13 protein-coding genes and 1 riboswitch are annotated in these 15,364 nt (G+C 43.9%); all 13 genes read right to left on the minus strand.

The window, feature by feature from the left end; genetic code table 11:
• Nucleotides 1-53: 53 nt before the first annotated feature.
• Nucleotides 54-332, minus strand: a complete 279-nt coding sequence (locus GXP75_RS01665) for a YggT family protein (RefSeq protein ID WP_003329033.1) — start codon at nt 330-332, stop codon at nt 54-56.
• A gap of 7 nt (nt 333-339) precedes the next feature.
• Nucleotides 340-792, minus strand: a complete 453-nt coding sequence (sepF, locus tag GXP75_RS01670) for a cell division protein SepF (RefSeq protein WP_214914701.1) — start codon at nt 790-792, stop codon at nt 340-342.
• On the minus strand, nt 789-1,481 hold the full coding sequence (locus GXP75_RS01675) for a YggS family pyridoxal phosphate-dependent enzyme (protein ID WP_214914703.1): 693 nt from the start codon (nt 1,479-1,481) through the stop codon (nt 789-791). The genes sepF and GXP75_RS01675 overlap by 4 nt, the downstream gene beginning before the upstream one ends.
• 6 nt (nt 1,482-1,487) lie before the next feature.
• Nucleotides 1,488-2,324, minus strand: a complete 837-nt coding sequence (gene pgeF, locus GXP75_RS01680; protein ID WP_242556012.1) for a peptidoglycan editing factor PgeF — start codon at nt 2,322-2,324, stop codon at nt 1,488-1,490.
• Nucleotides 2,325-2,488: 164 nt separating this feature from the next.
• On the minus strand, nt 2,489-2,734 hold the full coding sequence (locus GXP75_RS01685) for a YlmC/YmxH family sporulation protein (protein ID WP_010788542.1): 246 nt from the start codon (nt 2,732-2,734) through the stop codon (nt 2,489-2,491).
• 76 nt (nt 2,735-2,810) lie between these two features.
• Entirely contained in the window at nt 2,811-4,088 is a 1,278-nt protein-coding gene (locus GXP75_RS01690; protein WP_214914705.1) for an acetylornithine deacetylase, read from the minus strand.
• A gap of 93 nt (nt 4,089-4,181) precedes the next feature.
• Nucleotides 4,182-4,287, minus strand: a riboswitch (TPP riboswitch).
• A gap of 10 nt (nt 4,288-4,297) precedes the next feature.
• Nucleotides 4,298-5,092 (minus strand): ABC transporter ATP-binding protein, encoded by a 795-nt coding sequence (locus tag GXP75_RS01695; RefSeq protein WP_242556013.1) that lies wholly within the window; start codon nt 5,090-5,092, stop codon nt 4,298-4,300.
• A gap of 160 nt (nt 5,093-5,252) precedes the next feature.
• A complete protein-coding gene (sigG, locus tag GXP75_RS01700) occupies nt 5,253-6,035 on the minus strand; it encodes an RNA polymerase sporulation sigma factor SigG (protein WP_003329040.1) in 783 nt (260 codons plus the stop codon).
• Nucleotides 6,036-6,173: 138 nt separating this feature from the next.
• Nucleotides 6,174-6,893: an RNA polymerase sporulation sigma factor SigE gene (gene sigE, locus GXP75_RS01705; RefSeq protein WP_003329041.1), complete on the minus strand. Its 720-nt coding sequence runs from the start codon at nt 6,891-6,893 to the stop codon at nt 6,174-6,176.
• A 62-nt stretch (nt 6,894-6,955) separates the two neighbouring features.
• Entirely contained in the window at nt 6,956-7,885 is a 930-nt protein-coding gene (gene spoIIGA / locus GXP75_RS01710) for a sigma-E processing peptidase SpoIIGA (protein WP_242556014.1), read from the minus strand.
• Between the two features lie 224 nt (nt 7,886-8,109).
• Nucleotides 8,110-12,420 (minus strand): S8 family peptidase, encoded by a 4,311-nt coding sequence (locus GXP75_RS01715; protein ID WP_242556015.1) that lies wholly within the window; start codon nt 12,418-12,420, stop codon nt 8,110-8,112.
• Nucleotides 12,421-12,745: 325 nt separating this feature from the next.
• Nucleotides 12,746-13,891 carry a cell division protein FtsZ gene (gene ftsZ, locus GXP75_RS01720; RefSeq protein ID WP_061571504.1) on the minus strand — a complete coding sequence of 382 codons (1,146 nt, stop codon included), beginning with the start codon at nt 13,889-13,891 and terminating at the stop codon, nt 12,746-12,748.
• A gap of 35 nt (nt 13,892-13,926) precedes the next feature.
• Complete coding sequence (ftsA, locus tag GXP75_RS01725; RefSeq protein WP_061571503.1) at nt 13,927-15,240, minus strand: cell division protein FtsA; 1,314 nt, start codon at nt 15,238-15,240, stop codon at nt 13,927-13,929.
• Nucleotides 15,241-15,364: the final 124 nt, after the last annotated feature.

Here is a 15,364-nt window from a genome sequence, read left to right on the forward strand (position 1 = left end):
TCCCTTCTATGTAAAGAGGCTTGGCTGCTGCCAAGCCTCTATCAAACTGTCGCTTACGTATACATTGCAATCATTCTGTAAAGACCCCATAAGCCGCCGGTCGCAAATCGCAGCACAATAATCGCCACGATCGGAGAGATATCCAGCATAGCAATCGGGGGAATGATTTTTCTGAATGGTTCAAGATACGGCTCGCAAATATTCGCTAAAAATCGTCCGATTGAAGATTCCCTCGCATTCGGAACCCAGGACATGAAAATATAAATGATCAGAGCCCATGAATAAACAGATATTAATAAGCTTAAAACTGAAAAAATTTGATAAAGGATCATCTGCGCTTTACCACCTCTGATGTTCGTCTTCAGACATAAGCTCAGAAATCGTCCCTGATACATCTACATTGTCAGGCGTGCAAAGGAAAATATCCGATCCGATTCTTTGAATATCGCCGCCGATGGCATAAACCGTCCCGCTTAAAAAATCAACAATCCTTTTCGCCTGGTCATGCTGAATTCGCTGCAGGTTGACGACAACTGCGCGTCTGTTTTTTAAATGATCAGCTATTTCCTGCGCCTCCGCGTAGACACGGGGCTCACTCAACACTACTTTAGAGGATTTCTGGACACTTTGCAAGCTTACCACATTTTGTTTGCCGGCAGTCTTATTAGGATAAGCCTGCTTTTCTTTTTGGTCTTGTTCTTCATGTGTATCCTGCTCTGTATCAATATATTCATATTCGTATTCTTCATCATCCATCGAGAAAAAGCTTTTAAATTTATTTTTCATGCTCATTGCTGTACACCCCCTGTTTCATTTCCGACTAACGATGAGCCGATTCTAATATAAGTCGCGCCTTCTTCTATGGCAATTTCAAAATCATTTGACATGCCCATCGACAGTTCCGTACACGGAGCATTCGGCTGTTTAAGCTTTTGAACTTGGTCGCGGAGTTCGCGAAGCGACCGAAAACAGCTTCTAATCTTTTCTGTATCCTCAGTCAGCGGAGCCATTGTCATCAAACCGGCCACGATGATATGTTCAAAGCCGGCCAGCTCCTGAACCAGAGGGATGACTTCTTCTTGTTTCATTCCGTGCTTGGACGGTTCAAGCGACGTATTGACCTGCACAAAACAGCGTACAGGCCCTGTTGCGCGTTTTTCAATTTCATTAGCTAATGACAGTCTGTCTAAGGAATGAATATGTGACACGTTATTGACGACAGCTTTCACCTTCCTTGACTGAAGGCTGCCGATAAAATGCCAATCCGGATTACCTTTTACAATATCCTGCTTGCGAAGCAGTTCGGCATCACGGTTTTCGCCCAGGCTTGAAATGCCTGCATCCACCGCTTCCTGCGCTCTTTCAGCTGACACATATTTAGTGACTGCGATAATTGTAACTTCATCGGAGCAGCGGCCCGATCTGTTACATGCTTCGTTTATTCGTTCGTTTATATGTCGTAAATTGTCGATTACACGCAAGATCTTTTATGCCTCCTTCATTCCGATAAAGGACATCATCCGTCCCGTTTTTCCCTGATCCCGGCGGTGAGAAAAGAACAGCGGGTGTTCTTTTTCGGTGCATAACCCGCTCACTGAAAGATTTTCATTACTGATGCCGCTTTCTATAAGAATCAGTCTGTTTAATTCCTTCAAATCGAGCTGGTACTGCCCCGGTCCCGTCTCATTCACGGCGTGTTCCGCGGAAAAAGGGAGCGCGTTGACTTCAGTGATGACACGGTCATCAACCGTATAGCAGCCGGCGCTGATAGACGGGCCGATGACAGCCTGTATATCCGATAACCGGGAGCCTTCCTCATCTGTCCAGCGTTTGACCATTTCCCGGCCGATCTGTTTCACAGTCCCTTTCCACCCGGCATGGGCGATCCCGACAAGCGATCTGACCGGGTCATAAAAAAACAGAGGCACACAATCGGCAAAGCATAAAGCCATAAATACATTCTTTTCAGTTGTATAGAGCCCGTCCGTTGCTTTAAAAGCGGATGAGTACTCGCGAGCCCCTTTTCCGCCGTCTTTATGCGTTACTTTTCGGACATGATGTTCATGGGTCTGATCGGCAAATACCCATGATTGTAAATCAGTATCAAACAACCCGGCGATTTTTTTTCGGTTTTTAACAACATCTGCATCTTTGTCATGAACATGCAATCCTGTATTTAACGATTCAAAAGGCGGCTTGCTGACACCGCCGTTTTTCGTTGTAAATCCGGCAATGATCTTTGCGTTTTTTTGATTCGTTTGATTCCAGTCTTGTATCATGAGTGTCGAGGGGGTGGTGAGACTGAATGGGTGGTATGTATTCATGATGATCCAACCTTTCGACAAACATTATTGAAATGTGTAATTTCCCACTTATTTTACCACATCTTTATGCATTCGTTTAGCGGCGTTTTTCAAATTTAATGAATAAATGTGCCGGAAGGAAGCGGGTTTTCCGGCATTTAACAGAAAAAGCGCCGCAAAAGCGTTCAGTCTTTCGGTTCACTCAAACGAACCAGGATGACATCTTCCCCGATTTTAACTATATTTCGCCAAGGAATGATCATTTCCTCTTCTTTTCCGAAAAAACCAAGCACTTTTCCATTTCCGCCAAGAATGATGGCTTGAATTTTTCCAGTGGTGACGTTTATGTCGATGTCACCGATGCTTCCTAATTTTTTGCCGTTAGATACATTCACAACATCCTTTACCTGAAATTCAGAAATGCTGATCATTCCATCACGTCCTTTGTCCGTTCTTTTTCTTATTATATGAACGGGATGGCTGAACCTTGTCAAGCACGTGTAAATTTCATTGTTCTTTGCGGGTGCTGCACCATTTGATAATAAAGCTGAGCATAATCTTCGTATAATCAACGAGCTGATCAATTGAGACTTCTTCATTTACGGCATGGGCATTATGCAAATCTCCAGGACCGTAAATGACGCTCGGAATTCCTGCGTTGTAAAGCCAGCCGCCATCAGTTACTGACTGGGAAACATCTATAACCGGATTTGTTTGTTTAATATGCCGGTGTGAAGCTGTAAGTTCTGAAACAGCGGGATGGTGCGGGTCAACTTCAAGAGCGGGAAAAATTTCTCCTCTGTCTTCTATCATGGAAGAGCCTCCCCACGTAAAGACAGGTCGATTTTCTCTCAGCCACACATCACTATCACTCAATCGATTAATATGATCCTCTATCTCCGCCGCTACTTCCTCATGCGTTTCATTCGGATAAAAATGCACGGTGATCCATAAACGGCATTCATCCGCGATAAAAGCCGCGTGTCTTCCGCCTTCTATTACAGCCGGATTGATCGTGTTCGTGCCAGCCTTAAAGCCGGGATAGCTTTTCATAATCGCCCAGTGGCGCTCCAGCTCGCCAAGTCCGTGTATGATTTTAGCCATTTTTTCGATTGCGCTAGCCCCAAAAGTTCCTCCGCCCGCATGAATCATGTTCCGCCTTGTGCCGTCATGGAAGGTTTGGCGGCTTTTCAATTCAATCCACCCCGTGATGACGCCCCCTTGCCCTTGAATATGCAGATCACTTGTATCAGCAACAACGGCAAAATCGGCACGGTAACCTCGTTTGCAGCACTCCAGAGTGCCGGCCTCTCCTACTTCTTCACCGATGACAGATTGTAAAATCACATCTCCCGGCAGATCAATCCCCGCTTCACGAATCAATTTCAAAGCGAAAAGCACACTCGCCATCCCGCCCTTCATATCAGCTGCACCTCTGCCAATCAAACAGCCGTTTTTTTCAACAGGATGAAACGGGTCATGCTCCCAGCCTTCTTCATCCACCTCAGCCACATCCACATGCCCGTTAATAATTAAACTTTGATGGCTGCCTGAATCTGTCCCTTTTAAAACTCCCACTACATTGGGGTCTCCCGGATAAACCTCCCACTTATCAATAGAAAAGCCCATTTCATTCAAGAACCCGGCAATCCACGATTGAATTTTGTCTGTGTTTCTGGCCGGCGGCGCCGGTGTTTGAAAAGAAATTAATGTTTTCGCAAGCTCAATCAGTTCATTCTTTTGTTCCTCGGCCTTTTGCAATAAAGCATCTATTTGTTTATTCAATGTCATTCGCTCCTTTTTTGTCATATAAAAAACCGCTTCATTCTATATGAAACGGCTCATGAAAGCAGCGGAGCGCACACGTGCTGCGTACTCCGCTTTTTTTCACCGCTTCCCTCCGCTGGCATGATCCAGATCAGGTCAATCAGGGTTGAGACACGCGTCTCTCTCAGCTCAAAGATAAGCACCCCTAGGATGAATATATTTAATTATCAGGCATTTGTGGTTTGTTTGGCTCTTGTTAAAAACGGACGGCCATTATTCCATAATACGTTGATCGGCATATCGAAAAATGATGAAAGTAAATCGTCAGAAAGCATTTCCTTTATATCGCCTGCTGCAAATACCTCTCCTTCTTTTAATAGAAGGGCTTTATCGAATACAGGCAAAATTTCTTCCGCATGATGAGTCACATACAGAATCGACGGAGCATTTTCTTTTCCTGCGATGTATGTAATCGTGTCTAACAGGTTTTCCCGCGCCATAAAATCAAGGCCTGTCACCGGTTCGTCCAATATTAACAGTTCAGGGTCCGCCATAAGCGCTCTCGCGATCAGCGCCCTTTGTTTTTCTCCTTGAGAGAGCGTTTCATAACGGCGGTCCGCATAGCTGATGGCTCCCAAATCTTTTAAAAGATTGATAGCTTTTTCTCTGATTTCTTTACTCGGTGTTTCATATAAGCCAATTGAAGCATACGCCCCGCTAAGCGCAATTTCAAATGCTGAATCTGCCGGGTACAATTTTTGCTGAAGGCCGGCAGACACCAGTCCGATTTTCCGTCTGAGCTTATCACCAAGCTCAGTTTTTCCAAACTCATGCCCAAGCACCTGCATGTCTCCAGAAGTGGGAAAATAATAAGAGCAAAGCATATTTAAGAGTGCCGTTTTTCCCGCGCCGTTTAAGCCGTAAAGCACCCAATTTTCGTTTTGCTGCACTTTCCACTCTATATCTTTTAGAATCCATTTCCCGCTTCGTTTTAACGACACGCGGTCAAGCTGTAAAATCATTATGGTCCTCCTTTTCACAAAACCGCTGAACTGTTTCAATTTTCATGAAACTTTGTACGAACTAGGATACCTTACTTTTTCCGAAACGTAAACTGCCTAGGCTCCCCAATATAAAAAGCCTTTAAAGCAAGGGTTTGCTTTAAAGGCTTCATCATGCCCATTATTGATGAATGTTCTTATTCATTTGTTTGATTGCCGCCTTTTCAAGCCTCGAAACCTGCGCTTGGGAAATGCCAATTTCTTCTGCTACTTCCATTTGTGTTTTCCCTTGGAAGAAGCGTTTTCTTAAAATCATTTTTTCCCTGTCGTTCAGTCTTCTCATGCCTTCTTTTAAAGCGAGTTCTTCAATCCATTGTGTATCTTTATTGCGCTCGTCACTGATTTGGTCCATGACATAAATCGGATCCCCGCCGTCATTATAAATCGGTTCAAAGAGAGAAACCGGATCTTGGATGGCATCCAGCGCAAACACAATTTCTTCATGCGGTACTTCAAGAACTTTGGCGATATCCTCTGCTGTCGGCTCCTTGCTTGTCTCACTGATCAACCGTTCTCTTACCTGAAGCGCCTTGTATGCGATATCCCGCAGCGACCGCGAGACGCGTATCGGGTTGTTATCGCGTAAATACCTGCGGATTTCTCCGATAATCATCGGTACAGCATATGTTGAAAACTTAACATTATGGCTTAGATCAAAATTATCAATGGATTTCATTAGTCCGATGCAGCCGACCTGAAATAAGTCATCAACATATTCTCCTCTGTTGTTAAATCTTTGAATGACGCTTAAGACAAGGCGCAGGTTACCGTTAACAAGCTTTTCTCTCGCTGAATCGTCGCCTTCATCCTGTAATTGCCTGAACAGCTTTCTCATTTCTTCATTCTTGAGTACGGGTAATTTGGAGGTATCCACCCCGCAGATTTCGACTTTATTTCTCGACACTTTTTTCCCTCCCTACAGGAGCTGCTGTACAAAGTTAAGTATCTCCTTGGGTGGGAAAAATATGCACGATGATCAGGCAGAAAAATACAGTTGATTAGGAAAACCCTGTAAAATCAAGGGTTGCGTTTTAAAATTTTTTTACACCATTTTGTTAAACTCTTTCCTCAGCCTTTTGATGATTCTTTTTTCTAAGCGCGAAATGTAGGATTGGGATATTCCCATCATATCCGCTACATCCTTTTGCGTTTTTTCTTCCTCTCCGACAAGGCCAAAACGGAGTTCCATAATTTGTTTTTCTCTGTCGTTTAGCTGTTCAAGCGCTTTTTTCAGAAGCTTCTTATCAACATTCGCTTCAATATCCTTCGTGATGATATCATCATCCGTTCCGAGTACGTCTGAAAGCAAAAGCTCATTGCCATCCCAATCAATGTTAAGCGGTTCATCAAAAGACACTTCTGAACGGATTTTGTTATTTCTTCTTAAATACATTAAAATTTCATTTTCTATACATCTTGAGGCATATGTAGCCAGCTTGATCTTTTTTTCTGGATTAAAGGTGTTAACAGCTTTGATTAAACCTATGGTCCCGATGCTGATTAAATCTTCAATATTGATTCCGGTATTTTCAAATTTCCGGGCAATATAAACCACCAGACGCAAATTGCGTTCAATTAAAATTGCGCGAGCCGCCTGATCACCGCTCGGCAGCTTCAGCAGTAGAACCTGTTCTTCATCCTTAGACAATGGCGGCGGCAGTGCTTCACTTCCTCCGATATAGTACACTTCATCGCTTTTTAAACCAAGTTTCATCAGCAATTTATACCAAAGATACGTCAACCTTAATTTTAGTTTTTTCATCTTCCTCTCCCTTCTAAATGCCTCGCTTCTCGAGTATGATAAATAACGGACATTTAAGAACATCACGATACATGCTTAACAGCCTTGCCTGACAGCATTTTCGGATGAATGATCGCGTCGAATTCTCCGTCAGCCGACAGAACGGCGGTGCTGATGCCGATTAAGCATTTGTCCGCAGCGATCATTTCATCTTTCGTATAGATGGTGACATGATCAGGCTTCAGGCATAATAAAAATTGATTATCCTGCCCCACGCCCCGATAAGGAATGAGCCTGATTTTATCTAAATAGCGGAATGAATCATCAAACTGATCAATGACTTCAAGCGGGCTGAAGCTTCGGATCAAATGTGTCTCCTTCTCTCCAAATATAGGTTCCAGCTTATCAATATGAATAATCATGACAGGTGTTTTCGTCAGCGGATCGTACAGCTGGTTTCCTGAATCAACAAGCCCTTTAGCGTGAAGCGTTTGTCCTCCTATATCCGCTTGAAGTCTGACACGCTCCTCATATTGAATCGTCTTTGTCTCAATATCCTCGATTCTTTTCTTAGAAAAAAACCATATCGCGGGAAATCCGGCCACTATAAACATCCAGCTGACAGGATCGCCAAAACCGGTTTGATTTGTAATCATAACACCGTGCTGCATAACCGACCTTGTCTGTAATAAAGAGTGGGCGCCGATAATTCCTCCTCCCATTAGAAATGTCGCGAAATAAAAGGAAAACAAATTCTGAAAGAAAAATCGAAATCGTTTAAATCCAAAAGTAACAAGCACAATCACAACCGAAAAAGCCAATTTACCTGCAGGATGCTCTACAAACGGCGAAATTGGAGTAAACATGAAAAGCACGATACTGGAACCGATAAAGGCCCCGAATATCACTCTTCTTTTTTTTACGTGGCGTTTTAAGATAAACGCCGTCAGCAAAAGCAAAAGAGAATCAAAACAAAAGTTCAACAGCCAAATGACATCTAAATAGATTTTCACATCTGACCCCTTTCTTCTCTTATCTTTCACAACGCTGTTTTCTTCTCTTGTTTCATAAGTATAAAGCAAGCTCTGTGGGAAAGTCTGTCAATTAATGTTGAGAGAGAAATACAATTTTTAAGGGATATATGCTTAATTTGTCGAGAATGCGGAATTGGAATGTTTAATTGCGGAGGATGGCTATCTAAATAAAAAACGCTGCCTATGACGGCAGCATTTCATGATTATTTTTCTTCATTAATATAAAGTTTACCTTTGGCAACTTGTCTCGTTTCATTGCCATAATCGTCTCTTACAATCACTTCAACTTTGGCGCCATTTGCTTTAATAGAAGAAGTCGCCGTCCAGTATCCTTCATATTGCCCCGGAGAAATTTCTCTTAATGGCAGTTCTGTCGCGTTTTGGACACTTGCTCTTGCATTCGTCAGCGGCATTCTAATAACAAATGTCGCATCTAAATCCTTTGCACTCGAAAATGCAATTTTCACCGATTCACCGGCTTTTAACGTTTTATCCTGCCCAGGTACTAAGCCAGTAATGACCGGCTGATCATAGTTCACGTCAACAACAACTTTTTTGGTTGTTTTATTGCCTGCTGCATCAGAAGCGGTGACTTTCACTTCGTTGCTGCCATTTTCTAATAGAATGCGGGCTGAATACATTCCGTCTGAGATCGTTGCTTTTTTGCCGTTAACTTTTACCCATTCCAGATTGTCATCTTCAGCCTTTCCTTTTACGGTCAAAGCTTCTTTATTGATTTTGTCGCCGTTCTTTGGATTATCAATTGTTACTTCAGGCTTTTGCTGATCAAGGATGACTGTTACCACACTGGATGGTTCTGTCGTTCCGCTGTCCGTTGATCCCGTCGCGGTTAACGTATTTGCTCCCTCTCGGAGAGTAATGTCTGCTTGGAATGTCCCATCCGTGTCAGCTTTCGTTTCTCCTGCTTTTTGATCTCCATTATAGAGATGAACGGTTGTGCCGGGTGAAGCTTTCCCCTTTACAGTTACGTTCTTTTTATTTGTAAATGATTTATCAGCCGGAGATGTGATTTCAGGCACTTGAAGCTCGTAATCAACCAAGGCGCGGATCATAAAGTTCCCACCTTCTTTATCCGATTTTTTCCAAGTGCCGTCCGAATACTCCCAGTTCCGGTCTGAATACGGACCGTTCTCATCACTCGCCAGCCCCGGCACATAAGGATTCTGTTTTGCTTGGATATAGACAAGGTAGAATTCCTTATCTACCATAATCCCTTTCGAACTTAGGTCAACATTTGTCCATTCTCCGTTGCGAAGCGCTTCAGCGTTAAACGGTCCGGCAATTTTCTTTCCGGGCGCTCCATCTTTTCCGCTCGCATCAAATACCTCTACTTTAAATTCTGTTCCTCCTGGCTCAGGCCATTCCGTATCCCAAAATCTGAATAAACCGCCAGTGAGTATGCCTTTTTCTTTCCCATCGGCTAATGTCATTTTAACGGCCCAGCCATTACCTGCATTGAAAAAGGCATTCGCGTTTTCCGCCGTTCCGTCATCATAGCCGATTTCTCCAGGATAGCCGACAAACGGTTTGAGCTTTGTCTCCTTTGTGACATTCCCTTTCAAATCTACTGAAAATTCATTGCTGTAATAACCCTTAGCCGCAATCTTTATCGTATATGAGCCTTCGTAAGCATCTAATGAATATTCACCTTGTTCGTTGGTCACAGCCGGTTCAATGGCTGCATCCTCCACAACATAAACAGATGCCCCTTTTACCGGCTCTCCCGTTGCATGATTAACAACAGTGCCTTTTAAGGTTCCCGTTTTTAATTTTTCTAATGTAAAGTTTGCCTGCGCAGTTTGGTCTGCCTGGATGATAATGTTTTGCGTTTTTGATTGATAACCGTATGCTTCCGCCATAAGTGTATAGTCTCCAGCCTTATGTGAAAGCGTGTATTGCCCTGTTGTTTCATTAGAGTAAGTAGATTTTCCGGTTTCTAATACACTGACTTGCGCTCTGAGCGGCAGAAGGTTTGGCGACTTATCACTTTTTTTCCCGCTTTGCTTCACCGCTGTTTTAGCCGCCGGCTCAGCTTTCTTAGGATCTACCGCTTTTTTCTTTTGTTTTTCTGTCGGCTTTTGGACGCCCAGTTTGTTCTTTTTAGCTGTTTTGCCTGAAGACGCATCTGCCAGCTGAACATCATCAATGTACCAGCCGTCCTTTGCAATGCTTTCATCGCTTTGGAGGTTGAACATTACTTTGATGTTTTGTCCGCTGTAAGCCGATAAGTCAATTTGCTCATCGGTCCAGCCTGTTGTTTGTCCATTGTATATTCCGGCCTGAACCCATTCGTTTTCCCCTTCAGGAAGAACGAACACATAGCCGTAATCAAAATCTTCCTCAATGTTGTGCCAGCTTTTAAATTGAAGAAACAATTTTCCCGAGTCCGGCACTTGGATTGGCGGCATTGTTAAATTCATATTAGCTGAATTTGCATATTTCCCGGCCAAATTGGTACCGTAGACGTTTTCTCCGGAAGCTGCTGCATCAGGTCCTGATGCCGGCACTCCCCATTCCCAGTTGTTATTGGTTCCGTAGCTTGACCATCCGCCCGGCTTCGATTCAAAATCTTGCTTGTAACCAGCTGTTATGCTTGGCTTAACAGCCACTTCATAGGTATCTGATTCAACGGTGTTTCCGCCGAAATCTTGAATTGTCCATTTATAGTTTAAAGATGTCCCACTTATTTTTGGGATGTCAGCTTGGTAAGTTCCTTTCTTATGGTCTCCGCTAGTGCGTTTGGCAGCAAGCGTCGTCCATTCTCCTTTATCAAGCTTGTAGGAAAGCTTAACAGATGTCACGCTTACATTGTCTTCCGCTGTCACAGACAGAGGAAGATTGGCTCCTTCATAGGCTTCATCCGCTGCTTCATGCTGAAATGCGGGAGGCTCTTGATCGTCTCCCTCAACAGATACTTGGCCTTCTGCTTTCCCTAAGCCATCTGTCACGGCTGAGATGGCATCAAATGCATTCACAAGCCCGTGGCCGTAGCCGTTATTCGGTGAGTCAGGGAATGCGGAATCAGTCAGCGTTTCTGCCGTGCTTGTCAGTACTTCCTCTATTTCATCGACTGAAATCGAAGCATCCGCCTGCCTTAAAAGGGCGACTACAGCTGAAACGTGCGGTCCTGCCATTGATGTACCGTTCCATCCGCCTTCATATGTTTGGCCCGGCACAGAGGATCGGATGTTCACTCCCGGTGCTGAAATTTCCGGCTTGACTTCATCATAAGGAGAAGGACCTTGCAGCGAGAATTCAGCAAGCTTTTTATTAATATCGGTCGCGCCTGTCGCAAAGGCCTCCGGATAATTGGCAGGATTGGCGATTGACTCAGGACCGCCCGGGTTAAATAGATCTGTATTTCCCGCTGAAAATTCCGGGAAAATATCCGCAGCTATCCATGCATTCACCATGTCTCTGTACCATTCGTCAAGACCGGGACCTCCTCCCCAGGAGTTGTTGACGACATCAGGAGCCATTTCCGGATGCGGATTACCGTCTGCATCTTTAGGAGCCAGCATCCATTCACCCGCCTCCAATATGTCAGCGTCTGTTCCGCCATCTTCTGAAAATGCTTTCGCCGCTATCCATTTAGCGCCAGGCGCCACACCGATTTGATTTGAGCCATCCGGTTCGGAACCGACCATCGTGCCTGTCACATGGGTTCCGTGCTGAAGATCGTCAAAAGGAGCCGCTTCTTCCGATACAGCATCAAACCAGTTCATCTCATGATCAGGCTGATCAGGATTTTCCGGATGATAACCTCGGTATTTTTCTTTTAGGGCCGGATGATCCCATTCGACGCCAGTATCAATAGACCCAACGACTGTTCCTGTGCCGTCATAGCCAAGATCCCATGCTTTTGGCGCATCGATTTGTTCTATGTTCCATTCGACACCATCATTCGCTTTCACTGCTTTTTGTGTTTTTTTCATGTTGAAAGGGGCAGAAGAGGACTTATACAGCTGTCTTTTTTCGTTTGGCAGCACTTTCTCCACCTCAGGAAATTGCGCCACTTTTTCCATGACATCTTTTGAAGCATGTACAGCGATTCCATTTACAACATAGTAAGAATGGATATCATCTGCGTTTCCTTTGCTTTTTTGCTCTTCTAGGTATTTCTTTACATCCGCTTGGGATTCATCAGCTGTCATTCTTAGTGAAGATACAACGGCGGAGCGTTTTTGATACTCTGTTTTTGCATCGGACATCGCCTTTAATTTCGCATTTTTTTCAGCCGCCTTAGCGGCTTTTTTTATATCGGCTTTGTCCTTGAGTTTGATCAAAAAAGTTACTTTGTCATCTTTTTTAAAGCTGCTTTTTAGCGATTTAGAGATTTTATTTTGGATCGACTCAGCAGAATTGACCTTTTGCTTTAAAGTTGCTGCCTCTTTACTGCCTTGTGCTCCGGCTGCTCCCGGAAACAAAAGCGAAGTCACTACTACAGTGCTTAAGACAGTACTAACCAGCCTGTTTTTCGTTTTTTTCCTCAATATTTTATCCCCCTTCTTCTGCAATTCCTGTCTAAAAAATGTCGACCCTCCTTTAAATGTGAAATAGCTTGTCTAATCATTGCTGTATGTTAACTGTAGACAAATCCATATACATATATTGTCGTTTTCTGTCATGAGATTTCCATATAAGTGAAAATGAGTATATTGTCATTAATTACCTGTAGGTAAATTGATCTGTTTGATTTTATTGCAACTGAAGACGTAATAAAAAAGACCTTAAATATGGGGATCACATGAGGAGTTACAAATGAGTTAATAAAAAAGTACAAAAAAAGACAAAACCGAATGGTTTTGTCTTTTTGATTTATCCGCGTTTATTACGGTTTCTTAAGAATGTAGGAATATCAAGTGCATCATCTGCCGGCTGTGAAGTGTGGCGGCCTGTGTTTTGATGCTGCTGCTCTTCACGTTTCGGCTCGCGTTTTGGAACGCTTTGGTTCTGTGGTTTTATACTTTGGTTTAATGAAGGGCGCTGCTGTTTTGTAACGTCCTTCTCTTGCTCAATAAAACCAGTTGCGATTACTGTAACAACAATTTCATCTTTTAGGTTCTCATTAATAACAGAACCGAAAATCATATTTACATCTTGATCAGACGCAGAAGCGACAATGTCCGCTGCTTCCTGTACCTCATAAAGACTGAGATTCGTTCCGCCTGTAATGTTCATAAGCACACCTTGAGCACCGTCAATTGCTGCTTCAAGAAGAGGGCTGGAAATCGCTTTTTTCGCTGCCTCTGCGGCACGGCTTTCCCCTGTAGCAATACCGATTCCCATAAGGGCTGAACCTTTGTTGGACATAATCGTTTTCACATCAGCAAAGTCAAGGTTGATCAATCCCGGAGTGGCGATCAAATCAGATATACCTTGCACACCTTGACGGAGTACATTATCCGCTTCACGGAATGCTTCCAGCATTGGTGTGTTTTTGTCGACGATCTCTAAGATACGGTCATTAGGAATGACAATCAGCGTGTCAACTGATTCTTTCATTGATGTGATGCCACCTGCTGCCTGCAGCTGTCTTTTCCGTCCTTCGAATGTAAACGGTCTTGTGACAACACCAACCGTTAACGCGCCTAAATCCTTCGCGATTTGAGCGATAACCGGTGCGGCTCCTGTTCCGGTTCCGCCGCCCATTCCGGCCGTTACGAACACCATGTCAGCGCCTTTTAACGCTTCTTCAATCTGTTCCTTGCTTTCTTCTGCGGCTTTTTTTCCGACTTCAGGATTGGCGCCCGCGCCAAGTCCCCGAGTCAGCTTTGCGCCGATTTGCATTTTCACTTCTGCTTTTGACAGGTTAAGAGCTTGTGCGTCCGTATTTACCGCGATGTACTCTACTCCTTGCACTTCATTTTCAATCATTCGGTTGACCGCGTTGTTTCCGCCGCCTCCTACTCCGATTACTTTAATTGATGCTAAGCCGTCTATGTTTGTTTCGAACTCCAACATGCTAAATCCTCCTAATCTGCCGAATGACTATAAATCTATTCCCAAAACATGCTTAATATTTTTTTCATTTTGCTCTGTTTGTTGTTGTTTTCGGCTTGTGTTTTTTGTTTTCCTTTTGGCCGCTGCTGCACTTCTTTTCGATGATGCTGTTCCTCTGTTGAGACTGCGATTTCCTGTACAGCTTCTTCCGGCATTTTGAATCCGACTCTTCTGCCCTGAATTCTAGCATTCCGGCAAGCGAATTGGATCAAGCCCACTCCCGTCATATATTGGGGGTCTCTTACACCGATATAATTAGGGCTTGCCACTCTGACGTTGTTTTGCAGAACGTCCTGAGCCAGTGACAGAACCCCCGGCATTCCGCTTTGGCCTCCCGTGAGTACAAAGCCGCCGGGCAGATCGTTAATTCCCATGGCGCGAAGCTCGGAGCAAACGATCTGTAGGATCTCTTCGACTCTCGCCTCAATGATATCTGCCACTTCCATCTGAGTAAAAGTTTGTTTTTGATTTGTCCCGATGACAGAGACCTCGAACACTTCGTCTTCAGAGGCTTCATCATAGTAGGCATGCCCAAATTGTTTTTTTACTCTTTCGGCTTCTTCAGTAGATGTTCTCAAACCGATCGAGACATCCTTTGTGATGTTTTCGCCCCCAAGAGGTATCACATGGGTGGCAGTGAGATGCCCTTGCTCGAACACCGCAACTGTCGTTGATCCCCCTCCTATATCAATAAGAGCGACACCAAGGTTCTTCTCGTCTTTTGATAAGGCTGCCGAACCTGCTGCTAGCGGCTGAAGACAAATGTCTGTAATCTCAATACCGGCGCGTTCAACACAGCGGAGCAAATTATGTAATATGGTTTTTGATCCGGTAATCAACGTGCCTTCTACTTCTAAGCGGACACCAAGCATTTTTTTCGGATCGGTAATTTCATCTCTTCCGTCAACGATAAACTGTCTGGGAATAACATCAACAATCAGCTGTTCATGCGGTATCGACACAACCTGGGCCGCTTCCATTACGCGGCGAACGTCTTCTGTATGGATCTCTTTATTTTCGCTTGAAACTGCTACAACACCGTTCGTATCTTGAATATTGATATAATTTCCATTAACGCCGACAATAGCTTTTCTAAGCGGAAAACCTACCATTCTTTCAGCTTGGTCAAACGCTTTTCTTATAGAATGAACGGTCTCATCTATATCAACGATTGAGCCTTTTTTTATCCCTTCAGACGGTACATTTCCCACACCGATAATGTTAAGGGAATCATCTGTCATTTCTCCGACGATCACTTTTATATTGGACGTACCGATGTCAAGACTGACGTAAAGTTCATTGTTGTTCATTCTATGGCACCTCCTCACATTTCGATCATTTCTATTCTATTATTTGCAGAACAACAATACAATGAATGTGGCTTTACAAGTGTGTAACAAAAAATAACATCCGAATATTCTTTCTATCTGACTT

The sequence above is a fragment of the Bacillus sp. HU-1818 genome, assembly GCF_022695965.1.
GTDB classification, from domain to species: Bacteria; Bacillota; Bacilli; order Bacillales; family Bacillaceae; genus Bacillus; species Bacillus atrophaeus.

What these genes read in the sequence shown, in the direction of transcription:
- sigE (WP_003329041.1), bottom strand. Translation starts at nt 6,893, where the DNA reads ATGAAAAAACTAAAATTAAGGTTGACGTATCTTTGGTATAAATTGCTG.
- sepF (WP_214914701.1), bottom strand. Translation starts at nt 792, where the DNA reads ATGAGCATGAAAAATAAATTTAAAAGCTTTTTCTCGATGGATGATGAA.
- GXP75_RS01695 (WP_242556013.1), bottom strand. Translation starts at nt 5,092, where the DNA reads ATGATTTTACAGCTTGACCGCGTGTCGTTAAAACGAAGCGGGAAATGG.
- ftsZ (WP_061571504.1), bottom strand. Translation starts at nt 13,891, where the DNA reads ATGTTGGAGTTCGAAACAAACATAGACGGCTTAGCATCAATTAAAGTA.
- pgeF (WP_242556012.1), bottom strand. Translation starts at nt 2,324, where the DNA reads ATGAATACATACCACCCATTCAGTCTCACCACCCCCTCGACACTCATG.
- GXP75_RS01665 (WP_003329033.1), bottom strand. Translation starts at nt 332, where the DNA reads ATGATCCTTTATCAAATTTTTTCAGTTTTAAGCTTATTAATATCTGTT.
- ftsA (WP_061571503.1), bottom strand. Translation starts at nt 15,240, where the DNA reads ATGAACAACAATGAACTTTACGTCAGTCTTGACATCGGTACGTCCAAT.
- GXP75_RS01685 (WP_010788542.1), bottom strand. Translation starts at nt 2,734, where the DNA reads ATGATCAGCATTTCTGAATTTCAGGTAAAGGATGTTGTGAATGTATCT.